Consider the following 23209-nt stretch of genomic DNA (forward strand, 5'->3'; position numbering starts at 1 on the left):
TCGATGCACCCCGTAACTCCGGCAGAAGAACGTCGTTTTGCATTCGAAGCCCGCCGTCTGACCATCGAAACGCTGGTCAAAATCTATCTTGAGCAAATTTCCGTCTCGCGGGGACTGGTGACGGTCTATCTGCGCCTGATGTTCACGCTGTCGCTCGGCGCGCTGGCGGGCGTGGTGACGCTGTACGGCGCGATACTGCGCTTCAGCGTGTCCGCCAGCCTCGACATGATCACCGCGCTGGAGGCGGGGTGCGCGGTACTGGCGCTAGGCTCGCTGGTCGCTTCCGCCATGCTCTCGGCCCGTGCCTTGCAGCAAGGCGCGTTCGACGCGGCGCCGTTCCTGCATGATCCGTTTCCGAACGCGGGGTCTGTGATCGACTCGATCTTCGAGTCGAAGGACCTCGACGAGCAGCAGATTCTTGAGCGGCTGTATTTTGCGGTCGGCAAGGTGGTCGAGCATCAGCCCAAGCTTCGGGTCAGCACGCGGGTGACGACGATGTTGCTGATCTTCGGGCTGCTGATGACCGGGGCTTCATTCTTGATCTGAGGTCTGGCCGATCTTCAGATCGGCTGGAAGCCTTATGCCTCTGAGCGCGAGCAGGGCAAGCTGATCTCAATCTCCATTCCGCCTTGCGCGCCTCGGCGTGCGGCGATCTCGCCGCCGTGGGCGGTGCAGATCGCCAACGCAATCGACAGCCCCAGCCCGCTCCCGCCCGCACCGCGGCTGCGCGACGGCTCCTGGCGCCAGAATCGCTGAAACACGCGCTGCAGCGCCGCTTCGGACAAACCGGGGCCGCGGTCGCTGAAGATCAGCGTGAAGCGCTCCGGATCCGGACGCCCCTGAATGTGCAGATCGCCCCCGGTGGCGGCGTAGCGCAGGTAGTTGTCCAGCAGGATGTTGAACAGCTGGCCGATGCGGTTGCGGTCTGCGCTGATCGGCAGCGGCGAAAGACCGCTGACCTTGACCTCCCGCCCGGCGTCGGCCAGTTGCGGCTTGAACCAGTTGATGCGCTCGTGCAGCAGCTCCTCGACGCTGAAGGTGGTCTTCGTCAGGGGCAATTGGCCCGCCTGGGCGAGGGACAGCAAAAGCAGGTCATCGACCAGCAGGTTCAGGTGCTCCAACTGATTGAGCACCAGACCGAGCTGCTCCTCATTGGCGGGGAACACGGTGTCGATCATCCCGCGAACCCGGCCCATGGCCGCGTTGAGGGGCGTGCGCAGTTCGTGGGCCAGCACGGCGCTGGACGCCTGCACCTCTTGTTCGTAGAGCCTGAGCCGACGGGTCATGCTGTTGAAGTCGCTGGTCAGGCGCTGCATCTCCAGCGGCATTCTTTCGCTGACGCGAAGGCTCACGTTGAGGTTGCCGCCCGCGACCTTCTGCGCCGCCGCGGCAATCCCGATGAACCGCCTCGACAGCGGGCGCACCAGCAGAAAACCGGTGGCGACGATCAGCGGAAGCGCGGCGGCGAGGAGCAGGGCGATGGTCCACCAGTCGGCGCCGGTGATGCCCGGGCGGATGTCATCGAAATGGTAGTAGCGGGTGATGTAGGCCCACAGTTCGGCCTCATGGCCGGCGGGTTGCTCCATGAGCGAGGCGAAGCGCTGTTGCGCGCTCAGAGGAATGTTGGCGTTGACCTCTTTCTGCCACCAGAGGTAGCGGACCCACATGATCATCGCCATCGAGACGACGGCGCTGCCGGCGATGATTCCCATGCGCCAACCGACCCATTTCCACAGCGTGACCGGTTTGTTCATCGCAGCGGCCTCAGTGGAATCGGTAGCCGATCGAGCGCACCGTCACCAGCACGCCGGTGATGCCCTGAAGCTCGAGTTTGCGTCGGATATTGTGGATATGCGTGTCGACCACCCGGATCAGCGCATCGCTGTCCGGCAGGCAGCGGGCCAGCAAATCCTCCCGGCTGAACGCCTTCTGCGGCGCGCCCAGCAGGATCGCCAGCAGATTGAACTCGGTCGGGGTGAGCTCGACCGGCAGGTCCGTGCCGTCCTCCTGGACCACGCCGACCGAGCGGCTGTCCATGTCCAGCCACAGCGATTCGAAACGCAGCCGGGACACGGCCTTGGCGCCGGCCTGGACCCGGCGCAGCACCGCATGCACCCGGGCGACGACTTCTTTCGGGTTGCACGGCTTGACCACGTAGTCGTCTGCGCCGTACCGCAGAGCGCCGAGCTTCTCCGGCTCATCGCCCATGGCGCTGACCATGATCACCGGCGTGTCGCCGCGTTTGCGCAGCGTCTTGAGCACTTCGGATCCGTTCATCACCGGCAGCATCATGTCGAGCAGCACCAGGTCGGGCTTGAGCCGCTGGTGCAGTTCGATGCCCATGAGTCCGTCCTTGGCGATCGCCACATCGAAGAAATCCCGTTTCAGGTAAGCCTCGAGAATGCTCGCGCTGTCGGCGTCATCCTCGACGATGAGGATCAGTTTGCTGGTCATAAAGGGCTCGAAGACAAGACTTGCCGAGGCCCGGGCAGGCGACGGCAAGGTTCGGGGGAGGCTGGCGTGCCGTCAAAACGCGTAGTTTACACCGAGATAACTCACGGCCGTGGTGTCCTTGGTGATGATCGGGCTGTGGCGGACCTGGTCGGTGTAGTGGGTCAGCTCGACGCCGGCGATGGTCGACCAGTGCTCATCGAACGCATGCATCCAGGACAGTTCGGACGAGTAGGCATAGATGCCCTTGTCGGCCTTGTAGCTGGCGAAACGCGACTTGGCGCTCTGCTGGTCGGTGACGCCGAAGTAGGTCTGGTTGAAGCGTGCGTTGCCGGCATGGGCATCGAAGCCCCAGGTGACCTTGTCGCGGTCGCCGTCGAACAGCTTGCCTTCGAAACCAAGGGCGTACTGATCGCCGCGCTTCTCCCCGCCGGTGCGCAGCTCGGCCTTGGCCCTCAGTGCAAGCCAAGAGGTGAGCTGCTGGGCGGCATGCAGGTTGAGCACGGTGGAGCTGCCGACTTCGCCCATGCCTTTGAGCTTGTCCGAACCGTAGCGGTACTTGCTGTCGCCGTCCGCGCGGCCGGTGTCCTGGCCGATCGAGGCACTGGCGCTGAAGCCTGAAGGCGATTGCCATTGCAGGCCCAGGCCTTCCTTGAGGTCAAAGAAAAACATCCCGCGTTCGACGCGAAGCATCGGCAGGGCCGTCGATGTGTAGTTCTCCGAGCCCAGGTAGCGAGGGCCGTAGGCGGCGCCGAGGCCAAGGGTGACATCGGTCTTGTCGCCCAAGATTCCAGTGTCGCCGGAACGCGGCTCATCGGCCTGCGCGCCGGTGGCGATCAGCGAGGCATTGAATGTCAAGGAGAGGATCAGACCTTTACGAAGTCCATTGATGACGCGCACGCGGGTATTCCTTATCAAGATCAAAAAGAGGAAGAGGGGCTTCGTCGGGGAACCGTCGATGAGGGTTTGCACGGTTCCGCAACGAGCAGACGGAGGGAGCTTACGGAGCCATTCACAAGGCCGGCTCAAGGGTTTTTCAAGATTTGATCAAGATGGGAAAAATGGCCGAGGTGCTCTGCGCTGCGGCACGCCCCGGGCATCAGTCGCGCCCCTGCTGGCGTTCCAACCGCCTGAGTAGATGATGCGCTCGTCCTCGATGAAGCTGATTTCCGGCACCATGTCCGCGTTCACCGAAACCGGGCCGCCCCAGCGGCAGTCGATTCGCGTGCCCTTGAGCTGCGGGTAGATCCACTTCAGATCAGAGCCAAAACCGATGCCTTCGCCTTGTGCTACCGGAAAAAAGCCTTCGAGAACACTTCCAGCGTTTGGGTCAAATGGGTGTCGTCTCGCAGTGTTGGCGTCTCCTGTGCAACGAACCAGTTGGCCTGACTGAATGACCTGAGCAAATCGATATAGCGGGTCACGGCGTCCAGCTCCAACGGGTAGTTGCTCAGCAGTTCGTCTTCCCTGAACGCTCTTGCCAGCAGCGGTTCCCGTTTGTGTGGCAGGTTCAATTCGGTCATGACCTTCGACGCGATATCGGCGTAACCAAATCCGCTTGGGTGCATGCCATCCACACTGAGATAGCCTCCAGCCTTTAGCCGAGTCAGGCGTGCTGCGGAAAAATCCAGTTTGCCATCCAGGTATCGGTTGTCGATCAACTGCTCCGAAGTCGCCCGCAGGCGCAGTGCCGGATCCAGGCGATTCTTGTAGTCGATCGCCTCCAGCTGTTGGTAGCTGTCGACAAAGTGCAGCCTATCCTGCGTCTGTGTTGATCGCGACGCATCGAGAAAGATGTCCTGGATCCGCTGATTCACCTCCACGATCGTATGGTCGACGCTGGCGACCAATGTGCCCGCCAGGCTGGGCACTTGGGGCATCAGGCGTACCAGATAGGATTCGGCGTAACCGTTCTCGCGATCGTTGGTCCTCGGCATCAGCGAAGCAACGCCGCCGACCTTCGGCAGCAGGACAATCACGACATGGCGGACAGCGTCGGGCAACCGCGCAATGCGCTGCGCCACCACAGCCCATTGCTCGAAGTAGTCCCGTCCTTGCGGGTCGACTCCTCGAGTAATTCCCAGTCCGTGTTTCCCCTGGAATCCGAACTCGAACAGTCCGTGGTTGTGTCCTGACTGGATCAGCAGTATCTCTGGTTGCCGGGCTTCGACCCAGTCCAACTGGGAAAAGTCGTCGAAGTCGGGATTGCCCTGCGGATTCAGCACGTACTTACCGTTAATCGCAATGTGCAGATTCGGAATGCTGTCGAGGTGTTCCAGTATGTTGCCTTGGGTGTGATCGCGGATGTCGCTTTCGTAGTGCTTGGCCGAGCGACTGTACAAGTCGTGCACTTCACTGCCGGCGATGGCCACGTTGTCGAAGGATTGATTCTTTGAGCCTGGCGCTTGCGTGCGCCACTGCTTCAGGTTGTTGGTCAGCCGTAGAGGCAGGCCCGCTGCCAGTGCCAGTGTCTTGGGAGAGAACAGCACGGGATCCAGGCGCCTGAGTTCCTCTTCAAGGTCAAAAAGCACCGGACGCGGATGATCGGGCGATACGAAACTCCAGCCTTGTTCGGCGGCAATTCTGGCTGGCCAGGATTGCGCACAGAACTGGGCCTTCACCGTCAGGCTTCTGCAGCCCTGCGGCAGGGAGTCGCCGATTGCCATCAGTTTCGGATTGAGTCTGAAAATCGTCATGGCGCCGGGCCTCTAACGGGGAGAAGTGAGGGGACCCGTTGCCGGATCCCCGTCGCAAACAGCGTCAAGCCAGACTTCAGTCCGGCTCAGAGCTTACCCTTGAGCTCGGGTTTCATGACATCCGTCGTAGTTCTGAAGATGCTGAACTCAATGGGCTTGCCGCTGGTGACCGTGATGCTCATGACGTTCGAATGGCCACCGTAGTAGGTGTTTTTCCTGATCGTGGACTGGTATTGCAGACCACTTCCGGTTTGTGTGTTCGGGCTGTCGTAGTAGAACTCCAGAGGCAGGCTAGGGGTAAATTGGTTGATCGGGCTGGACATCAGTTCATGGATGACGGTTTTGTTGCCGGCACTGTCAGAGATGTTCATCTCGGCACAGTACGAGGTGTGCATGTCTCCGGTCAGGAACACAACATCACTGATGCCGTTCTTCAGGATATGCTCGAGGATTTTTTCTCGTTGAACCGTGAAGGCTGGATCACACCATTTGTCCCGCTCCGGATTTTTCACGGCCCCCACGAATGGCACGCTGGTCACGATGAACTTGGTGTTGCTTTTGTACTGGGTCATCCAACTGAGCAAACTTTTGAGCTGCTTGTCGTCGATCATCTGGTTGAGGCTGGAAATGCGTGACGTCCGCGTATCCAGCACGAAGAACTGAACGCTGCCATAGCTGAATGTGTAGTAATACTGGTCGGCTGTTCCCAGGGTTTTCGGATTGTGCGAATGCTGGAATTCCCAGTAGGCCTTGAGGGCGATGCGGGGCAGGGTACTGCCGAGTTCTCCGCTGCCGTGCTCGTAGTTATCAAAGATCTCGTGATCGTCCAGGATCATGTAATGCGGCAACTCTGTCAGCACTCTTTTGGCCGGGACGCAGTCATCCCAGGCGTCCAGATACTTGTCCCGGTAATGCTCCAGGCTCGCATCGGGCTTGAACGGTATATCGGCATAGATCTGGTCGCCGGCATGAATCATGAACCGTGCCTGGGTCTTTGCTGCGACCCGGGAAATGGTCATCCAGGACTGATCCGGTCGCTCCAGAATCCCGAGTGAGTGCAAGTTGCAGGAACCGAGCAGGAAGGTGAAAGGCTGCTGGTTCGTGGTTGGGAATGTCTTGAACCGACCCTCGGCATAGGCATCCCTGATACGTGCATCCGGCGGGTCATTTGCTGTCTTGCCAAAAGCCACCTTGACCTTGTAGTCCGTATCGGCGCTCAAGCCTACGAAGTCATGAACCGCGGTGTAGAACTCCGCTTCCGCTGTAGGGACCGAAAGTTGCGACAAGATCTTGTTGTTGGCAGGGTTGACCAACTGAAGGAAAGCGATCGGCCAGCGGTTTGATGCTCTGACCCAGACCCTGGCAGTGGTATCGGTGGTGTGCCCCAGAATAAGCCTTGGCATTCGAATGCTCCTTTTTGCAGGCGTTTCCATAACGTTCTAAGCCATTGCGGCTTAGTCAAGTGGCGCTTAGGACACTACGAATCGAACGGCTTGTTCTGACGAGCAAATGGTTTCGTGACAGGAGTCATGAGCGCGTGAGTGGATTGTAGATTTGCGATTGAGGACTGCCAGGCACCCTGCAAAAAACATCTGCTCCAGCAATTGAGTCGTATTGGTTTTTCATTCTCGAAGCAAGGTACCGCAAGCTGGCATTTACTTCCGCCAGCCAGGCTTCGAAAGATGCTCGGCAAAGAAATCGGAAAGGGCCTGAACCTTTCTCGGCCGCGCACGCGCTGACGGAGTCACGAAGTACAGACCGCCTCGCGTCATGTGCCACTCAGGCAGGATGCGCTCCAGACGTCCATCGGCCAGGTATTCGGCGGCGATGAATTCCGGAAGCTCAGCGATGGCCACCCCGGCCAGCAAAGGCGCGACCAAGGCGTCAGCGTTGGTGACGCGCAGCGGGCCGCTGGGTGTTACATCCTGTTCGCTCCCGTCATCGTGGGTGAACCGCCATACCTGGCTGCGTGCCCGGTAGGCGTAGCTCATGCACGCATGGGCGGCCAAATCGCGCGGATGGGTCGGATGGCCCTGCCGGGCCAGATAGGACCGGGCTGCCACCAGGTGCTGGCTCACCGAACAGATCCGTCGAGCGACCAGCGACGAGTCGGGGAGGGCGGCGATCCGCAAGGCCGCATCGAAGCCATCGGCGACCAGGTCGACGGTCGAGTCCGACAGGTGCAGATCCAGCTCAAGCGCCGGGTAGCGCGCCAACAGCTCAGGGAGCAACGGTGTGACCCAGCGCAAGCCGAACGACATGGGCACCGCCAGCCGCACCAATCCCCGTGGCTGCACAGACAGCTCCTGGGCGTCGCTTTCCATCTCTTCGGCCTGGCGATACATCGCACTCGCTTGCTCGACCATGCGCCGGCCAAACTCCGTCATTGAGAGTTGGCGTGACGTGCGGTTGAACAAGCGACCGCCTAGCCGTTCCTCCAGGCGCGCGACCGCTCGCGACACCGTAGGCACCGACACGCCCATGGCCCTGGCGGCAGCCGCGTAAGAGCCTTCTTCGGCCACTTTGGCGAACATCGCCAGCCCTTCGAAATCCGGAATTCTTGGCATTTCAATTCTGCAATGATGACTTTCAAATGATTCTATTTTGAAAGCATCCCGAGGTCGATACGCTTCTCCCACACCGAATCACAACCCCCACGGGAGAAACATCATGAGCAAGAAACTCGAAGGCAAAATCGCACTGGTCACCGGCGGCACCACCGGCATCGGCCTGGCCACCGCCAAACGCTTCGCCGAGGAGGGCGCCCACGTCTACATCACCGGCCGCCGCCAAGCGGAACTGGACAAGGCCGTGGAACTGGTCGGCAACGCAACCGGCATCGCCGTCGACTCCACGCGGCTCGACCAGCTCGATGCGTTGTATGCCCGCATCAACCAGACCCACGGACGTCTCGACGTGCTGTTCGCCAACGCCGGCGGCGGCTCGATGCTGCCACTGGGCGAAATTACCGAAGCCCACTACGACGACACCTTCGACCGCAACGTAAAAGGCGTGCTGTTCACCGTTCAGAAGGCTTTGCCTCTGCTGGCACAGAACGCCTCCATCATCCTCACAGGCTCCACGGCCGGCAGCTCGGGCACTGCGGCGTTCAGCGTCTACTCAGCCTCTAAAGCCGCGGTACGGGCCTTCGCCCGCAGCTGGATCCTGGATCTGAAGGACCGTGCAGTCCGGGTCAACACCCTGAGCCCAGGTGCGACCCGTACGCCCGGCCTGGTCGACCTGGCTGGCCAAGATGCAGCGCAGCAGCAAGGGTTGCTCGACTACCTGGCTTCGCAAGTGCCGATGGGACGAGTGGGTGAGCCTGTCGAGATCGCCAATGCGGCGGTGTTCCTTGCGAGTGATGATTCGAGCTTTGTGAATGGGGCTGAATTGTTTGTCGACGGGGGGCAGGCGCAGATCTGATCTTGACGATCTGCCTTTCAGCAGTACGGTCTCCAGCTCAACGCTTTAGGGCGTTGAGCTGTTTGACTTCTTGAGGCGCCAGCCCACCCGATTCCTTAAAGCTAAAGACTGACGCAGATCGGGACGTTACACAGGATCGACCATAGACAAATGCCCCTTGCAACAGCACAGGGGCATTGTCATCAGTCAGAACGTGTTCAGACGGTCAGGCGAATTGCTGAGCCAAGCGCGGGAACAGCGTCAGTGCGTTGCCATGGTTGATGAGCGCATGTTCGGCAGGCGGCAGGATGTCGTAAGCATCCAGTTTTGCGGTGAACGACGCCCCTACCGATGCTGGCGCATAGGGATAATCGCTGCCGTAAAGGATGCGGCCGACGCCGGCGAACGCCGTCAAGCTCGGCAGGGCGGCAGGGCCTGCCGACAACGCCGTGTCGAAATAGAAGCGCTGGAACAGTTGCAGCAGTTCTTCGGTCGATGGCACGTCGCTGCGTACACCTGGCGCCAGCTCGGCGAAGCGATGCGCGGCATAGGGCAGGAAGCCGCCGGCGTGGGACAGGATCACGTTGACGCGCGGGTAGCGGCTCATCACCCCATTGAGCACCATGTGCACGGCGGTGCGGGTGGTGTCGAAGGGGTAGTCGACCAGTGGGCCCGGCATCCCCGGCAGGGTCTCGATGGCTGGCTTGCCTGGGTGGATGAACACCGTGGCCTGATGGCGGTCAAGGGCAGCCCAAACCTGCTCGAACTCAGGATCACCCAGATACTGGCCGCCGTAATTGCTCAGTAGGACTACGCCGTCGGCTTTGAGCACAGTGAAAGCGTGGTCGATTTCCAGCAACGAGCCCTCGATGTCAGGCATCGGCAATGTAGCGAAGTTACCGAAGCGGGTCGGGTGTTGCGCCACCAGACCCGCGGTGTATTCGTTCACCTTGCGAGCCATCTCACGTTTGGCCTGGGCGCTCCAGCCTTGCACGCTTGGCGCAGTAAGCGACAGCACGCCGGTGGCGATACCTTGGGTGTCCATGAAGTCGATAGCGCTTTGGGGGCTCCACTGCGGGCTGCCCCAGCCTGATGGATCACCACCGTGTGCCGGCAGCGCCTCGGCCCAGAATGGCGGGATAACATGCTGATGAACGTCAATGCGGTTTGTCGGGGACATGGTCTTGCTCCTTTGCTCAGGTGGGGGAGTAACGTCTGGGCGCAGAGTAGGTCGGCTTGAATTATCACTCCAATAGTTTAAAAATTATTATTAATCATAATTGATGATGAGTGTGAGCTATGGAGCTGCGTCATTTGCGCTATTTCATTGCCTTGGCCGAAGAAGAGCATTTTGGCCGTGCCGCTGAGCGACTACACATCGTGCAACCAGCGCTCAGCGCGCAGATTCGGGCGCTGGAGGAGGAGTTGGGTGTCACGCTGTTCGAGCGCAGTACACGTAAGGTCAGCTTGTCGGACGCCGGTCGAATCCTGTTGGTGGAAGCCCGGCGTACAGTCGAGCAGGCGGAGCACACCCAACGCGTGATGCAACGGGCCGTGCGCGGTGAAAGCGGGTTGGTGCGTATCGGCTTTGTGGGGAACGCGGTCGCCGCCGGGCGTCTATCCGAGGATCTGCTGGCCTTTCATGCGGCCTGCCCTGAAGTTGCAGTGGAACTTCATGAGATGGCGCCAGCCGCGCAATTCGAGGCGTTGCTGGGTGGGCGGCTGGACGTGGGCTATTGCGCGTTGTTGGGGGCGGACCTGCCTCCCGGTTTGAGCCTGAGGTCATTGGGTACTTGGTCCTGGATGGTGGCCATGAGCAGCCAACATCCCTTTGCCGCCAGGCGCACGTTACGGCCCGCCGAGTTACGCGATGAGCCTTTTGTCACCTATGCCGCGGACAAGGATGACGAGGGACAGAGGGTGATGCTGCGTCAGTTGTTGGAGGCCGAGCCGCATATTGCCCATAAAGTGGGCAGCACCTTGTCGGTCCTGGCATTGGCCGGTGCCGGTTTGGGGCTGGCCTTGGTGCCAGCACCATTGCGTCATGTGGCAGCGCCAAATGTCATCTACCGGAAGCTTGCGGGCAGTGTCCCGATCTCGGAACTCGTGGCCGTCACTCGCCAGGGCACGGCGTGGGGCGCTACGCAACGCTACCTGGAGCTGCTCAGCAGCCGTGAGCTAGGCTGAGGCCGGTAGTCGATCGTCTCGATGTCCATCTACAAGGAGGTGAGCGCCACGGCGGGCAGCGAGGCCAGTCCTATGGGCTCGCTGCTGCGGTTGACCGTGGTCAAGGCCTTTTGAAGGTTCAGGGGGGCGAAGCCCTCCGGTCAGGCTTCGAATTGCTTGTCCAGGGCGACCTTGAACCGGGCCAAGGCTGCGCGGAACTCCGCCAGCCTTGGCTTGAAGCGCGCGGTGGGGGCAACCACCGACACGGCGTGCGGCCCCATGAACGTGGGGATCAACAGGCTCACCGCGCTCACGCCCGGGGTGTGCTCCTCGATGTCCACGGCCAGCCCGTCGCGGCGGATGTCCGCCATCTGCGACAGCAGGGCGGGCAGGTCGAGGGTGTTGGGCGTGAGCTTTTCCGGGGAGGCCGGTAGCCATTCGCGGATGGCGTCGTCGCTCAGGGTGGACAGCAGCACCTTGCCATCGGCGGTGGCGTGCATGGGCAGCGAGCGGCCGAGCGGGATCACCACGCGCAGTTCCTGCTCGCTGATCGCCCGGATGATGACGTTGGTCTGCTTGCCGCGGATGCACGACAGCACCACAGTTTCGCCCAGCGTCTCGCCGAGTTGCTCCAGCGACTCCCGGGCCACGGAAATGATGTCGCCATGGGCGTGGTGGATCAGTTGGCCCAGCGCCGGGCCCAGGCGATAGCCACTGCCCGGCAGGCCTTCGACCAGGCCCTCGGCCTCCAGCGCGCCGATGATGCGTTGCACGGTGGAGCGGGGCAGGCCGGTGGCTTGCGCGATGGCGGCCAGGCTCAAGCCCTGGGGCTGGGCACCCAAGGCCCGCATGATGGCGCTGGAGCGCGCGATGACTTGAATGCCGCCGCTGCGCTGTTCGTCTGCGTTGTCTTTGTCGCTGCTCATCACTTTCCTCGAAAACGGCTTTGCCGCCTGCACCTTGACGGCCGGGCGAGTGTACAGGTTCGTCCTGCGCTCGGCAGCGACGGATTTCTTTTATCGCATTGCTTGTATCATAATGCGGTACACGGTACCGTAATGCGGTACATTAAGAATCGCTCAATGTCCGAGACACCGCCAGTCCCCTGTGCGGCATCCGGGCCGGCGTCTTGTCCAAGGAGAAATGATGATCAGCAGAACCTCGCGGGGCCTCGGTGCCCTGCTGTCGATGACCCTCGCGCTGTCCGCGTGCGAAAAGACCGAGCCCAAGGCGGCTCCGGCCTCAGCCCCTGAAGTGGGGGTCGTTGAACTGAAGGAGCAGGACCTGTTGCTCAGCAGTGACCTGCCTGGCCGCACCACCGCCTACCGGGTGGCCGAGGTGCGGCCGCAGGTGAGCGGGATCGTGCAGAAGCGCCTGTTCAGCGAAGGCACCGTGGTGCGCAAAGGTCAGCAGCTGTACCAGATCGATCCGGCGCTCTATCAGGCCGCGGTGGACAAGGCTGAGGCCAACCGCGACACCGCGCGCAACCTGGCCCAGCGCTACCAGCGCTTGCTGGACACCAAGGCCATCAGCCGCCAGCAGTTCGACGACGCCCAGGCCAGCTGGAAACAGGCCGAGGCCGAACTGAAGACCGCACGCATCAACCTTGAATACACTCGTGTGCTGTCCCCGATCGACGGCCGGATCAGCCGCTCGAACGTCACCGAAGGCGCGCTGGTCAGCGCCGGACAAAGTCAGGAACTGGCCTCGATCAACCAGCTGGATCCGATCTACGTGGACGTCACCCAGGCCTCCACCGAAATGCTCCGGCTGCGCCGCGAATTGGATGCCGGGCACCTGGCGATGGTCGGGCCCGGCCAGGTGAAGGTCGACCTGACCCTCGAAGACGGCACGCCTTACGCGCAGCCGGGCGCGTTGAAGTTCTCCGAAGTGACGGTCGACCCGACCACCGGAGCGGTCACGCTGCGTGCGCAATTCCCCAACCCGAACGGCATCCTCATGCCGGGCATGTTCGTCCACGGCACCTTGGTCGAAGGCGTGCGCCGCAAGGCCTTGCTGGTGCCGCAGCAAGGCGTGACCCGCGATCTCAAGGGCGAGGCGACCGCCTGGGTGCTGGGCGAGGGCGACAAGGCGGAACTGCGCCACATCCGCACCTCGCGCACCGTGGGCAACCAGTGGCTGGTGGAGTCCGGCCTGAGCGCCGGCGAACGGGTGGTCACCGAGGGTGTGCAGCGGGTGCGCCCGGGCATCGCGCTCAAGCCGGTGGCCGCCGGCAACGTCGCACCGCTGCAATCCATCGTCAGCTCGAAGTAACCAGGGCTGCTCCGGCAGCGCCGCCACTTTTCGGTAAATTCAAATGGCATCGTTCTTCATCAACAGGCCGATCTTCGCCTGGGTGATCGCTATCGTGATCATGCTCGCCGGGTGCTTCAGTATCATGAAGCTCCCGGTCAACCAATACCCCAACATCGCCGCGCCTGCGGTGAGCATCACCGTCACCTACCCGGGCGCCTCGGCGCAGACCGTACAAGACACGGTGGTGCAGGTCATCGAACAGCAACTGAACAACCTCGACGGCCTGCGCTACATCTCGTCGGAGGGCAACAGCGACGGCAGCATGACCATCATCGTCACCTTCGACCAGGGCACCGATCCCGACATCGCCCAGGTGCAGGTGCAAAACAAACTGCAACTGGCGACCCCGCTGCTGCCCGAGGAGGTTCAGCGCCAGGGCCTGCGTGTGGCCAAGTACCAGATCAACTTCATGCTCATCGTCGGCCTGTATTCCGAAGACGGCAGCATGGACGACTTCGACATCGGCAACTACATCGCCTCCAACCTCAAGGATCCCATCACCCGGGTCAAGGGCGTGGGCGACTTCCAGATGCTCGGCGCACAGTACGCCATGCGCATCTGGACCGATCCGAAGAAGCTGCTCAGCTATCAGCTGACGCCGCAGGACGTGATCGACGCCGTAAGGTCCGAGAACGTCCAGGTGTCCTCCGGTTCGCTGGGCGGCCTGCCGACCCACAAAGGCGTGCAGCTCAACGCCACCGTGCTGGGCATGTCGCGGATGCAGAGCGCCGATCAGTTCCTGGAGATCCTACTCAAGGTCAATCCGGACGGCTCCCAGGTGCGCCTGAAGGACGTCGCCACCGTCGGCCTGGGCGCCGAGGACTTCTCCATTTCCGGCACCTACAACGGCAAGCCGGCTGCGGCCATCGCCCTGCGCCTGGCCACGGGCGCCAACCTGCTGGATACCGTGCAGCGGGTGCGCGACACCGTCGGCGAGCTGGAGCCCTACCTGCCGGCAGGCCTGAAGGTGATCTACCCGTATGACACCTCGCCGGCGGTCGGCGCTTCGATCCACGAGGTGGTCAAGACCCTGTTCGAAGGCATCGTCCTGGTGTTCCTGGTGATGTACCTGTTCATGCAGAACCTGCGGGCGACGCTGATTCCCACCCTGGCGGTGCCGGTGGTGCTGCTGGGCACCTTCGGCGTGCTCGCGGCGTTCGGCTTCACCATCAACATCCTGACCATGTTCGGCATGGTCCTGGCCATCGGCCTGCTGGTGGACGACGCCATCGTGGTGGTGGAAAACGTCGAACGGGTCATGGTGGAGGAGGGGCTTTCGCCCAAGGACGCCACACGCAAATCCATGGGGCAGATCCAAGGCGCCCTGGTGGGCATCGCCATGGTGCTTTCGGCCGTGTTCGTGCCGATGGCGTTCTTCGGCGGCGCCACGGGCATCATCTACCGCCAGTTCTCGATCACCATTGTCGCGGCCATGGCGCTGTCGGTGCTGGTGGCGATGATCTTCACCCCGGCGTTGTGTGCGACGCTGCTCAAGCCGATCGACCATGACCATCATCAGAAAAAGGGCTTCTTCGGCTGGTTCAACCGCACCTTCGACCGCAACGCGGATCGCTACAAGGTCGGGGTAACGGGGATCGCCAAGCGCAAGGCCCTGTTCCTGGGCGTGTACGGCCTGATCGTAGTGGCGCTGTGCTGGTTGTTCCCCAAGATCCCCACGGCGTTCTTGCCGGGTGAGGATCAGGGCACGATGTTCGTCCAGGTGCAGATGCCGACCAACACCAGCGCCGCGCGCACCCAGGTGGTGCTCAACGAGATCCGCGATTACCTGCTGCACGACGAGGGTGGCTTGATTGAGTCGGCGTACACGGTCGACGGCTTCAACTTCGCCGGCCGCGGCCAGAGCTCGGGCATGCTGTTCGTGGGGCTCAAGCCTTGGGAAGCGCGCGGCGGCGAGCACGGCACCGATATATTCGCTCTGTCGCAGCGCATTCAGGCCCGCGCCTCGCAGATCAAGGACGGCACGGTCATTGCCTTCGTGCCTCCGGCGATCCTGGAGCTGGGCAACGCCATGGGCTTCGACTTCTATCTGCAGGATCGCGTCGGCCTGGGCCATGAGAAGCTGATCGAGGCCCGCAACCAGTTCCTGCGCCTGGCCGCGGCCGATCCGGTGCTGGCCAACGTGCGCCCCAACGGCATGAGCGACGAGCCTCAGTACCAGATCGTGATCGACAAGGAAAAGGCCCGTGCGCTGCAGGTGAGCATCAGCGACATCAACAGCACGATGAGCACTGCGTGGGGTTCGTCCTACGTCAATGACTTCATCGACCGCGGTCGGGTGAAAAAGGTGTACGTGCAGGGCGAAATCGCTTCGCGCATCTCGCCGGAAGACTTCGACAAGTGGTACGTGCGCAACGCCAACGGCGAGATGGTCAAGTTCTCGTCCTTCGCCCACGGTTACTGGACCTACGGGTCGCCGAAGCTCGAACGCTTCAACGGCGTGCCGGCGGTGGAGATCCAGGGCGAACCGGCGCCGGGCTACAGCTCGGGCGACGCTATGCAGTCCGTGGCGCGCATCGTTGCCCAACTGCCTGACGGGGTGGGCCTGCAATACACCGGCATGTCCTACGAGGAGCGCTTGTCCGGCTCCCAGGCGCCGGCGCTTTACGCGGTGTCCGTGCTGATTGTGTTTCTCTGCCTGGCGGCCCTCTATGAGAGCTGGTCGGTACCGTTGGCGGTGATCATGGTCGTGCCGCTGGGCGTCATCGGCGCGGTGCTCGCCACGTTGGGCCGAGGTTTGGCCAACGATGTGTTCTTCCAGGTCGGCCTGCTGACCACGGTGGGCCTGTCGGCGAAGAACGCCATCCTCATCGTCGAATTCGCCAAGGCGCTGCACGAGGAAGGTATGCCCTTGTTGCAGGCGGCGGCGGAGGCGGCGCGTCAGCGCCTGCGGCCGATCATCATGACTTCGTTGGCCTTCGTCCTCGGCGTGCTGCCCCTGGCGATATCCAGCGGTCCGGGGTCAGGCAGCCAGCACTCCATCGGCACCGGCGTGGTCGGCGGCATGCTGACGGCGACCTTCCTGGCGGTGTTCTTCGTGCCGCTGTTCTTTGTGGTCATCACCCGCCTGTTCAGCCGCAAGGCGCAGCAGGCCAACACCGAGGCACAAGGAGAGCACGCATGAGCCACGGCAAACTGAAAACGGCCCTGGCCTTGGCCGTGGGCCTGGTCGGCGGCTGCTCGCTGATCCCCGACTATGAACGGCCTTCGGCGCCGGTGGCTGAAGAATGGCATGCGCCGAGCGCCGAGAGCGGCGCCGTGCTGCCCTGGGCGACCTTCTTCAATGATCCGCAGCTCAAGGCCTTGATCGGCGAAGCGCTGGAGAACAACCGCGACCTGCGGGTGTCGCTGCTGAACATCGAGAAGGCGCGGGCGCAGTACCGCATCAGCCGCGCCGACCTGCTGCCTTCGGTCGACGCGACGGTGTCCGGCAACAGCCAGCGCACACCGGCGGACCTGTCCGCCGACGGCCGCACGGGCACCAGTCACCGCTATGACGCCGGCGTCGGCTTCGCTTCCTATGAGGTGGACTTCTTCGGCCGTGTGCGCAGCCTCAACGAGCAGGCGCTGGAGACCTACCTGCAGACCGTCGAGGCCCGGCGTAGTGCGCAGATCGCCTTGGTGGCGGAGGTCGCCAACGCCTATTACCAATTGCAGGCGGACCTGCAGTCGTTGGCGTTGAGCAAGCAGACCCTGGAAAGCCAGCGGCAGAGCTACCTCACCACCCGCAGCAGCTACCAGGAGGATGTGGCCACCGAGCTGGATCTGAGCCAGGCGGAGAGCACCGTGCGTTCGGCCCAGGCCAGCGAGGCCAAGTACCAGCGCCTGGTGGAACAGGACCGCAATGCGCTAGTGCTGCTGGCGGGCAAGCCGCTGGCGCCGGGGCAGATGGCCGGCTCCACGCCTGAGGCGATGGTGCTGGGCGCGTCACTGCCGGCAGGGCTACCCTCGCAGGTGCTGGCCCAGCGTCCCGACATCCTCGCCGCAGAGCATGCGCTCAAGGCCGCCAACGCCAACGTGGGCGCGGCCCGGGCGGCGTTCTTCCCGAGCATCAGCCTGACCGCCTCGGCGGGATCGGCCAGCCGCCAACTGGGCGACCTGTTCTCGGGGGGGCAAGGCGCCTGGAGTTTCGTGCCGTCGATCAACGTGCCGATCTTCAACTGGGGACGCAACCAGGCCAACCTCGACGTGGCCAAGGTGCAGACGTCCATCGAGGTGGCCAATTACCAGAAGGCGATCCAGGTCGCCTTCCAGGAGGTCGCCGATGGTTTGGTCGCCCGACGCGAATTGGACAATCAGGTCACCGCCCAGACCCTGCTGATGCAGGCCAATGCCCGCAGCTACACCTTGGCCCAGCAACGCTACGAGACGGGGGTGGACACCTACCTGAACAGCCTGGACGCCCAGCGCAACCTGTTCGCTTCGCAGCAGGAACTGGTGAGCACTCAACTGGCGCGCAGCCAGAACCTGATCGCGTTGTACAAGGCACTGGGCGGAGGCAGCCAGTGATGCCGCGGCCGTCCAAGGGAGCAGGGCGATGAGGCGCTGCAAGGCCGAAGTCGAGCGGACGCGCCAGCGCCTGCTCGATGCCGCGGAGCAGGTGTTCAGCGACCGCGGCTACGCGGTCGCCAGGCTGGAGGACATCGCCGATGTCGCCGGCCTGACCCGGGGTTCCATCTATTGGCACTACGACGGCAAGCCGGAACTGCTCGAAGCCGTGATCGATCGGGCCTGGTTCCCCTGGGATCAGTTACCGGCCGAGCAGACCGAGGCGCAGCCGTTGCCCGGTATCCCGCAGATGGCCAGCGTGCTCGGGCAGGGGATACAACAGACCCTGACCGAGCCGCACCTGCGCCGCAGCGCTTCGATCCTGTTGCAGGGGCATGAGCTCAGGCACGTCAGCGAGCGGGTGCAGGCACGCCTGCAAGGGATGCAGAAGCGCATCCGTCGCTACGTGGCCCTGGTGATAGAGCAGGCCGGCGCGGGACGCCTAGCGTTCGGCGAGCGCGACGCCCGGGCAAGGGCCGTCGGGGTCTTCATGTTCGGCGCGCTCAGCGAGGCCCTGTTGCTGGGGCTGCCGGGCGAGCAGTATCCGATCGGGCGGGAGGTCGAGCGTTTCATCCTGGCCTTGCTCTTGCCGGGCATGGAGGGCGGTTAGCATGGCCATGGATATGCTGCAGTGCATGCAGGCGTTCGTGCGCGTAGCGGAGAGCGGCAGCTTTTCCCGGGCGGCGCAGGGGCTTGAGATTTCCTCGCCGACCATTTCGCGGCAAGTCGCTGCGTTGGAGGAACAGCTGTGCGCCCGCCTGCTGCAGCGCACCACCCGGTCGCTTGCGCTCACCGAGGCCGGGCAGCGTTACTTGAAACGCTGCAAGGCTATCTTCGCCGAGATCGAAACTGCCGCGGCCGAGGCGTCCAGCGCCCAGTCCCGGCCCTCCGGGTGCCTGCGCCTGCATACGATCACCGAGTTCGGCCTGGAGTACCTCATGCCGCTGGTGGGCAGTTACATCGGGCAGCACCCGGAGGTCGCCATCGACCTGTCACTCACGGAAGAGACGCCAGCCTTGCTGGAGGAGGGGCTGGATGTGCTGGTGACGCTGTCGCTGGGCCTGCCGGATTCGGCATTCGTCGCCCAACGGCTGGGGCAGATCCACAGCGTGCTGTGTGCCGCCCCGGCCTATCTGGAGATGCACGGGGTGCCCGAAACGCCGTCGCAGCTGGACGGGCACCGCTGCATCATGCTGGCCGATCCGCTGTATCCGCAGGGCTGGTACTTCGGCGAAGAGGCGATCTTCAGGTTCCAGAACGTGCTGCGGGTCAACCAGCCGGAGGCGGCCTGCCAGGCCGCCGTCAACGGCATGGGCATCTGCCTGCTGCCAAGTTTCGTCGCGGCCAAGGCACTGAGCGAAGGGCGCTTGCTGCGCCTGATGCCGACCCACCAGTTGCACCCGCGCGAGGTCTACGCGCTGTATTCGTCGCGGCGTTTCCTCGACGCCAAGATCCGCACCTGGGTCGAGCATCTCAAGGCGCATCTGCCGAGGGCGTTCGAGCGTGACCGGCTTACGCTGGAGAACCCGCGCTACTGGGCGGCTCAGCGTGTGAGCGCCTCATGAGCCAGCACGTTGTGCGTGGTGGTCTAGCAGTGGTTGGCCAGCGGTGTGCAGGCCTTGTCGGCCTCTCGGGCCTTCGCCGTCGAGCATCGCAAGCAGGTGGAAGGTACCGGGGTCGTAGATGTAGCTGTGGTAGCAGTTGTCGGCGCTTTCGGCAGTCAGGTGTTCTGTGGCGGTGCTGCCGCCGGAGGTACCAATTAAGTTTCTCGGGTTTCGTGCAGGACCTAACGCCTCTTAGGCGAATATGGGGTGTGGTGGGTTCGGCATAGCTGCCTTTGCGTAGCTCTGAAGTCTAGACCGCTACTCTGGTGAATTAGTGCGGCGCAGTGGCACAATGCCATTCATGGTTTGCCAAACCATAGGTTTAGATTTGACTAAGGACTTCCCATGTACTCTCGCATCAAGCTACTTGGAGCCGTGCTCGGCTTCGCTATCCTAACTGGTTGTGCTTCCGTGCCGATGGAATCATCTAGTGCTGACGCAGCACTCAAGACGTTTTCTCCACCTCCCGCCGATCAAGCCGGGTTGTATATCTACCGTGATAGCTTTGCAGGGCAGGGCTTGAAGAAAACAGTCACAGTGGATGGCAAGGCTATCGGTGAGACTGCAAACCGAGTTTATTTCCATCGCTTGCTTACCCCAGGTTTGCACAAGCTGGGTACGGAGTCAGAGTTTAGTGACAACGTGATCGATTTGGTGGTGGTAGCTGGTAAAAACTACTACGTTCGTCAATCGATTAAGATTGGTGTTTTTGTAGGTGGTGCAAGTCTTGAGGTGGTTCCTGAGGCAGTTGGTCAGGCACACCTTCAGAAATGCACACTTGCAGTCTCGCAATGATTGCATGACGTAATCCTGCACTCTTGTTACTCAGGTGTGCAGGACATCTTGATCATCGATCATCGATCATTCATGTGCTGAGCTAGAATCTTTTCATCACCCACAAGGACGACTGGCCATGATAGACAATACAGAAGAACAGAGGGGCTATTTTGTTTGCACCCTGTTGTGCATTCTTAGCCTTTAGCATCACCAGCTTGGGCAGTTTCGTATGGGGCGGGAGGCCATTTTTCTGCTGGCAGTCATTAACTGCTCAGCCAACACTTCTGGATACTTGAATGCTCCGCCGGGTTTTATTTTGCTGGAGGCATTAGTTCCCAAGCGAACCGCCAAACCAGCACCGTCTGTAAGGTAGATGCCGATGAGCAGGTTGATCAGGAACTCGATGTCAATGCAGGATTGCTTTCCGGAAAGGTTGGCGACTGTGCAAAATCCAGGTCGATCCGGGATCGCATGTCTGTTTCCTGAGATTCCAGACAGAGCTTAATCATCCGAACTATTTAATTCATTTAGCATGAGTTCTTCACTTATTTTTACATCATTCAAATCATTTGGGTCTACCGAAGCCCATTCTTCGCCATCACTAATTTCAATTATTGTTAGTTGGATTTTCTTTCCTTGGAAAAAGTCAATTATTGCCCTTATATTTTCGTCATGTTTCATGTGGTCGCTCAGATAGAGTTGACAGGTGTAGAAAAAACCCTGCTCACCCATAGCTAACATGTTTGATGCGCTGCCTACAGCCCACCCAAGTGTTTTGTGCAAAAAAATGTTGCCTCTATATCCTTTACAGGATTGCTGCACGAAATGCTTATCTTAGGCATGTCAAAATTCCTCTGGAGCTAAGGGGTTAAGTGGCTTGCCCTTTGTGTCATTTTGAAGGTTGCCAGCATGCCAACGATAACGGTGTTCACTTTTTGTAGCTGGATAGGTATTTAGCCTGCCATCGGCTAGTTGTGGGTAGTCGAGAGTGTTATGCATTTCATGCCGCGATATTGGCTTGTCGTCAAGCTTAGGGGTGTTCATGGTGTCTTCTTTTTTTGGTCTCCGGTTATTAGCAGTAAGCAAATTACCCATACATGTATAGAAGATTGTCGAGCAGTTGAAGCTCTTCTGGCGTGTACTCAATTTTGTTGTAGCGGCGGATATCTTCCAGCACCCCTTTGATCGGGACTTGTCGCGAGGGATTCTGAACAATTTCGATTAGGTGGTCGAAGTCGAGAGATTTGTCCTTGAGATATTTCTCAATTAATTCTTTGAGCGCTGTACGGGCCTGCAGCTCGGTTAGCACAGCCATTTCTCCGGATAAAAGTGACATCCTGCACGCAGATGAAGTCGGATTGACTGGTTTCGGAGGCTCAGCAAATGCGCACCACGTGTACCTTGTTCACGGGAGGTGACGTGCCCATCAATGCGAAATAAGCTGATGGGCTCCGTCGTCAAAGATAAATTAAAGATTATCGATGTTGGCTGGGCCACCGTCGTCAATGAGTTTGTTCATGCGACGATTATAAAGCTCTATGTCTTGTGGGTTGTTGTCGGTTACGACAGTCTTTCTTAGGAATGCCATGACGAGCGAGATTTTCTGTTTTTCACTATCAGCGGCATTTCGCACAAGGTCGAATCCATGTTTCGACAAAAAAGGATGCTTATTTCGCAGGTAATAGTAGCATCCAATGTTCTCAAGCAGATCATTGGCGTCACTTTTGGTAAGTTCAACCGAGTTCAAGTAGGCGCTAAACGCCCCCTTCAATATCTCTGTCGAGTTATCCAGTGTTTTCAAGTAACCACATAGTCCCTGCCAATTTATAATATGCAGCTGGGTTCCCCAATCAGGATCTCTTGTGAAGTATTCGCCATTCCCTCTAAAATAATCGGGGAACTCATTTTTATTTAAGGCTATTTCAAAATTTGTTGTCATTGGAGCTGTTCCCAATCATCAAATTGGCTTAGAAGTTTCTTCATGTCGGCACCGTGATCGATTTTCTCGGAGCCGATGAGCGCTGCCTCTTTTGTGCCGCTCTTGGTCTCGCCACCAGGAACCCATTCTTTAGGGTAAGCACCGGCTTCGTTCCCGTTCGGTATTTCGTATTTGAATCGTGGGTCATCAGGTTTAATTTTTACTAGATAAATTTTAGCTGACGAAAGATCGTTCGAGCCCAGATTTAGCTCTCGGTTTAGAACCTCCCAGTCTCCACCACTTGCTTTGTATTTTGCAACTACACTGTCCATTTCGGACGGTAGGCCTACAAATTTTCTAGGGGGGAACGTCGGATAGGAGGATCGCTCAATCCACTGATCAATAACAACAAATGAGCCACCTTGTTGTCTAAAAGCCTCTTCGTGAAGGTCTACATACTGCTCCGGCAAGTACTCACGCGCACTCCCAGGCCGATTGCCTCGTTCTAAATTGATAATCTCATCATATTTAGATTGCGTCATCGGGATGCGATCAGGCTTGGTCGCATTTGCGGTATTGTTCGGGGGTTTACAATCTGCTCCAGGGCAGTTGTCCAATCCTAGTGGATCCACCCACCCCGTAGGGTTAGGCACGTACTGGTAGTTGTTCAACCCACCCGCCAGCTTGATCGGGTCCGGCGTCAAAAACCGTCCAGTCCCCGGATTGTAGTAGCGATGGCGGTTGTAGTGTAGGCCTGTCTCCGCGTCGAAGTACTGGCCCTGGAAGCGCAGCGGGTTGTCGATTTCGGCCACGTCGAGGGCGGCGAGGTTGCCGTAGGCGCGGTATTTGGCCGACCACATGATCTCGCCGCTGTAGTCGGTGAGTTCCTGCGGGGTGCCGAGGTGGTCGAGCTGGTAGTAGAACGGCGTGGCCCGGCGCGGGCCTTCGCCGTCGAGCATCGCGAGCGGGCGGAAGGTGCCCGGTTCGTAGATGTAGCTGCGGTAGCGGTTGTCGGCGCTTTCGGCGATCAGGCGTTCGCCTTGCCAGAGGAACTCGGTGGTGTGGCCGTCGACGGTCTTCTCGATGCGTCGGCCGAAGGCGTCGTATTTGTAGCTGGCGGTGCTGCCGCCGGGCAGGGTGACGCCGGCCAGGCGGTGCTGGGCGTCGTAGCGGTACTCGGTGACGAGCTTCTGGCCGGCGCCGCGGCGTTCGCGGATCAGGTTGCCGTGGGCGTCGTAGTCGTAGTGTCGGTCGCCCTGCATCAGCAGACGGTTGCCCTTGACGTTGGCCAGGCTGCCAACGGAGCAGTTCCT

Annotated in this window: 21 protein-coding genes and 1 pseudogene; 9 read left to right on the forward strand and 13 right to left on the reverse strand. The window is 60.7% G+C overall.

The features are described from left to right. Nucleotides 1–3 precede the first annotated feature (3 nt). Nucleotides 4–546, forward strand: coding sequence for a hypothetical protein (locus ACIP0B_RS00215; protein WP_400828748.1), 543 nt, complete (start codon nt 4–6; stop codon nt 544–546). Nucleotides 547–578: 32 nt separating this feature from the next. Here the strand turns inward: ACIP0B_RS00215 and ACIP0B_RS00220 are convergent, their stop codons facing one another. The 6 genes from ACIP0B_RS00220 to ACIP0B_RS00245 form a co-directional block, all read right to left on the reverse strand. Further along, entirely contained in the window at nt 579–1754 is a 1176-nt protein-coding gene (locus tag ACIP0B_RS00220) for an ATP-binding protein (protein WP_400828750.1), read from the reverse strand. 10 nt (nt 1755–1764) lie between these two features. Then, nucleotides 1765–2454, reverse strand: coding sequence for a response regulator (locus tag ACIP0B_RS00225; protein ID WP_400828752.1), 690 nt, complete (start codon nt 2452–2454; stop codon nt 1765–1767). Nucleotides 2455–2526: 72 nt separating this feature from the next. Next, nucleotides 2527–3351 (reverse strand): MipA/OmpV family protein, encoded by an 825-nt coding sequence (locus ACIP0B_RS00230; protein ID WP_400828754.1) that lies wholly within the window; start codon nt 3349–3351, stop codon nt 2527–2529. Between the two features lie 389 nt (nt 3352–3740). Beyond that, nucleotides 3741–5147, reverse strand: a complete 1407-nt coding sequence (locus ACIP0B_RS00235) for a hypothetical protein (RefSeq protein WP_400828756.1) — start codon at nt 5145–5147, stop codon at nt 3741–3743. Nucleotides 5148–5233: 86 nt separating this feature from the next. Beyond that, nucleotides 5234–6550, reverse strand: a complete 1317-nt coding sequence (locus tag ACIP0B_RS00240) for an alkaline phosphatase D family protein (protein WP_400828758.1) — start codon at nt 6548–6550, stop codon at nt 5234–5236. Between the two features lie 252 nt (nt 6551–6802). After that, a complete protein-coding gene (locus tag ACIP0B_RS00245; RefSeq protein WP_400828760.1) occupies nt 6803–7714 on the reverse strand; it encodes a LysR family transcriptional regulator in 912 nt (303 codons plus the stop codon). Nucleotides 7715–7817: 103 nt separating this feature from the next. Between ACIP0B_RS00245 and ACIP0B_RS00250 the strand changes: the two genes are divergently transcribed. Beyond that, nucleotides 7818–8570, forward strand: a complete 753-nt coding sequence (locus ACIP0B_RS00250) for an SDR family NAD(P)-dependent oxidoreductase (RefSeq protein WP_400828762.1) — start codon at nt 7818–7820, stop codon at nt 8568–8570. A 205-nt stretch (nt 8571–8775) separates the two neighbouring features. Here the strand turns inward: ACIP0B_RS00250 and ACIP0B_RS00255 are convergent, their stop codons facing one another. Then, nucleotides 8776–9729 carry an amidohydrolase family protein gene (locus ACIP0B_RS00255; protein WP_400828764.1) on the reverse strand — a complete coding sequence of 318 codons (954 nt, stop codon included), beginning with the start codon at nt 9727–9729 and terminating at the stop codon, nt 8776–8778. Nucleotides 9730–9848: 119 nt separating this feature from the next. On the opposite strand from ACIP0B_RS00255, the gene ACIP0B_RS00260 reads away from it, so the two are divergent. Then, on the forward strand, nt 9849–10736 hold the full coding sequence (locus tag ACIP0B_RS00260; protein ID WP_400828765.1) for a LysR substrate-binding domain-containing protein: 888 nt from the start codon (nt 9849–9851) through the stop codon (nt 10734–10736). Nucleotides 10737–10876: 140 nt separating this feature from the next. Here the strand turns inward: ACIP0B_RS00260 and ACIP0B_RS00265 are convergent, their stop codons facing one another. Beyond that, complete coding sequence (locus ACIP0B_RS00265; RefSeq protein ID WP_400828767.1) at nt 10877–11641, reverse strand: IclR family transcriptional regulator; 765 nt, start codon at nt 11639–11641, stop codon at nt 10877–10879. A gap of 217 nt (nt 11642–11858) precedes the next feature. Here ACIP0B_RS00265 and ACIP0B_RS00270 point away from each other — a divergent pair, with 217 nt between their 5' ends. The 6 genes from ACIP0B_RS00270 (at nt 11859) to ACIP0B_RS00295 (ending at nt 19996) form a co-directional block, all read left to right on the forward strand. Further along, nucleotides 11859–12989: an efflux RND transporter periplasmic adaptor subunit gene (locus ACIP0B_RS00270; protein ID WP_400828769.1), complete on the forward strand. Its 1131-nt coding sequence runs from the start codon at nt 11859–11861 to the stop codon at nt 12987–12989. 43 nt (nt 12990–13032) lie between these two features. Further along, complete coding sequence (locus tag ACIP0B_RS00275; protein ID WP_400828771.1) at nt 13033–16173, forward strand: efflux RND transporter permease subunit; 3141 nt, start codon at nt 13033–13035, stop codon at nt 16171–16173. Continuing rightward, nucleotides 16170–17558 (forward strand): efflux transporter outer membrane subunit, encoded by a 1389-nt coding sequence (locus tag ACIP0B_RS00280; protein WP_400828773.1) that lies wholly within the window; start codon nt 16170–16172, stop codon nt 17556–17558. The genes ACIP0B_RS00275 and ACIP0B_RS00280 overlap by 4 nt, the downstream gene beginning before the upstream one ends. Before the next feature lie 28 nt (nt 17559–17586). Then, nucleotides 17587–18207 (forward strand): TetR family transcriptional regulator, encoded by a 621-nt coding sequence (locus tag ACIP0B_RS00285; protein ID WP_400828775.1) that lies wholly within the window; start codon nt 17587–17589, stop codon nt 18205–18207. A gap of 7 nt (nt 18208–18214) precedes the next feature. After that, nucleotides 18215–19162, forward strand: coding sequence for a LysR family transcriptional regulator (locus tag ACIP0B_RS00290; RefSeq protein ID WP_400828931.1), 948 nt, complete (start codon nt 18215–18217; stop codon nt 19160–19162). 384 nt (nt 19163–19546) lie between these two features. Beyond that, nucleotides 19547–19996, forward strand: coding sequence for a DUF2846 domain-containing protein (locus tag ACIP0B_RS00295; protein WP_400828777.1), 450 nt, complete (start codon nt 19547–19549; stop codon nt 19994–19996). Between the two features lie 483 nt (nt 19997–20479). Here the strand turns inward: ACIP0B_RS00295 and ACIP0B_RS00300 are convergent, their stop codons facing one another. From ACIP0B_RS00300 to ACIP0B_RS00320, 5 genes and pseudogenes are all read right to left on the reverse strand, one after another. Continuing rightward, nucleotides 20480–20659 carry a hypothetical protein gene (locus ACIP0B_RS00300; RefSeq protein WP_400828779.1) on the reverse strand — a complete coding sequence of 60 codons (180 nt, stop codon included), beginning with the start codon at nt 20657–20659 and terminating at the stop codon, nt 20480–20482. 162 nt (nt 20660–20821) lie between these two features. Next, complete coding sequence (locus tag ACIP0B_RS00305) at nt 20822–21022, reverse strand: hypothetical protein (RefSeq protein WP_400828781.1); 201 nt, start codon at nt 21020–21022, stop codon at nt 20822–20824. Between the two features lie 43 nt (nt 21023–21065). Further along, nucleotides 21066–21287, reverse strand: coding sequence for a hypothetical protein (locus ACIP0B_RS00310; RefSeq protein ID WP_400828783.1), 222 nt, complete (start codon nt 21285–21287; stop codon nt 21066–21068). A 159-nt stretch (nt 21288–21446) separates the two neighbouring features. Next, nucleotides 21447–21917 (reverse strand): hypothetical protein, encoded by a 471-nt coding sequence (locus tag ACIP0B_RS00315; RefSeq protein ID WP_400828785.1) that lies wholly within the window; start codon nt 21915–21917, stop codon nt 21447–21449. Then, nucleotides 21914–23191: pseudogene (locus tag ACIP0B_RS00320) on the reverse strand (RHS repeat domain-containing protein); the annotation flags it as partial. The gene ACIP0B_RS00315 and the pseudogene ACIP0B_RS00320, both read right to left, overlap by 4 nt. Between the last annotated feature and the right edge of the window lie 18 nt (nt 23192–23209).

The organism is Pseudomonas sp. NPDC089534, assembly GCF_044749305.1.
GTDB lineage: Bacteria > Pseudomonadota > Gammaproteobacteria > Pseudomonadales > Pseudomonadaceae > Aquipseudomonas > Aquipseudomonas ekonensis.

Excerpts from the sequence above, each read along its gene's own strand:
- ACIP0B_RS00215 (WP_400828748.1), top strand. The coding sequence starts at position 4 with ATGCACCCCGTAACTCCGGCAGAAGAACGTCGTTTTGCATTCGAAGCC.
- ACIP0B_RS00220 (WP_400828750.1), bottom strand. The coding sequence starts at position 1,754 with ATGAACAAACCGGTCACGCTGTGGAAATGGGTCGGTTGGCGCATGGGA.
- ACIP0B_RS00225 (WP_400828752.1), bottom strand. The coding sequence starts at position 2,454 with ATGACCAGCAAACTGATCCTCATCGTCGAGGATGACGCCGACAGCGCG.
- ACIP0B_RS00235 (WP_400828756.1), bottom strand. The coding sequence starts at position 5,147 with ATGACGATTTTCAGACTCAATCCGAAACTGATGGCAATCGGCGACTCC.
- ACIP0B_RS00240 (WP_400828758.1), bottom strand. The coding sequence starts at position 6,550 with ATGCCAAGGCTTATTCTGGGGCACACCACCGATACCACTGCCAGGGTC.
- ACIP0B_RS00245 (WP_400828760.1), bottom strand. The coding sequence starts at position 7,714 with ATGCCAAGAATTCCGGATTTCGAAGGGCTGGCGATGTTCGCCAAAGTG.
- ACIP0B_RS00250 (WP_400828762.1), top strand. The coding sequence starts at position 7,818 with ATGAGCAAGAAACTCGAAGGCAAAATCGCACTGGTCACCGGCGGCACC.
- ACIP0B_RS00255 (WP_400828764.1), bottom strand. The coding sequence starts at position 9,729 with ATGTCCCCGACAAACCGCATTGACGTTCATCAGCATGTTATCCCGCCA.
- ACIP0B_RS00260 (WP_400828765.1), top strand. The coding sequence starts at position 9,849 with ATGGAGCTGCGTCATTTGCGCTATTTCATTGCCTTGGCCGAAGAAGAG.
- ACIP0B_RS00265 (WP_400828767.1), bottom strand. The coding sequence starts at position 11,641 with ATGAGCAGCGACAAAGACAACGCAGACGAACAGCGCAGCGGCGGCATT.
- ACIP0B_RS00270 (WP_400828769.1), top strand. The coding sequence starts at position 11,859 with ATGATGATCAGCAGAACCTCGCGGGGCCTCGGTGCCCTGCTGTCGATG.
- ACIP0B_RS00275 (WP_400828771.1), top strand. The coding sequence starts at position 13,033 with ATGGCATCGTTCTTCATCAACAGGCCGATCTTCGCCTGGGTGATCGCT.
- ACIP0B_RS00280 (WP_400828773.1), top strand. The coding sequence starts at position 16,170 with ATGAGCCACGGCAAACTGAAAACGGCCCTGGCCTTGGCCGTGGGCCTG.
- ACIP0B_RS00285 (WP_400828775.1), top strand. The coding sequence starts at position 17,587 with ATGAGGCGCTGCAAGGCCGAAGTCGAGCGGACGCGCCAGCGCCTGCTC.
- ACIP0B_RS00290 (WP_400828931.1), top strand. The coding sequence starts at position 18,215 with ATGGATATGCTGCAGTGCATGCAGGCGTTCGTGCGCGTAGCGGAGAGC.
- ACIP0B_RS00295 (WP_400828777.1), top strand. The coding sequence starts at position 19,547 with ATGTACTCTCGCATCAAGCTACTTGGAGCCGTGCTCGGCTTCGCTATC.
- ACIP0B_RS00300 (WP_400828779.1), bottom strand. The coding sequence starts at position 20,659 with ATGAAACATGACGAAAATATAAGGGCAATAATTGACTTTTTCCAAGGA.
- ACIP0B_RS00305 (WP_400828781.1), bottom strand. The coding sequence starts at position 21,022 with ATGAACACCCCTAAGCTTGACGACAAGCCAATATCGCGGCATGAAATG.
- ACIP0B_RS00315 (WP_400828785.1), bottom strand. The coding sequence starts at position 21,917 with ATGACAACAAATTTTGAAATAGCCTTAAATAAAAATGAGTTCCCCGAT.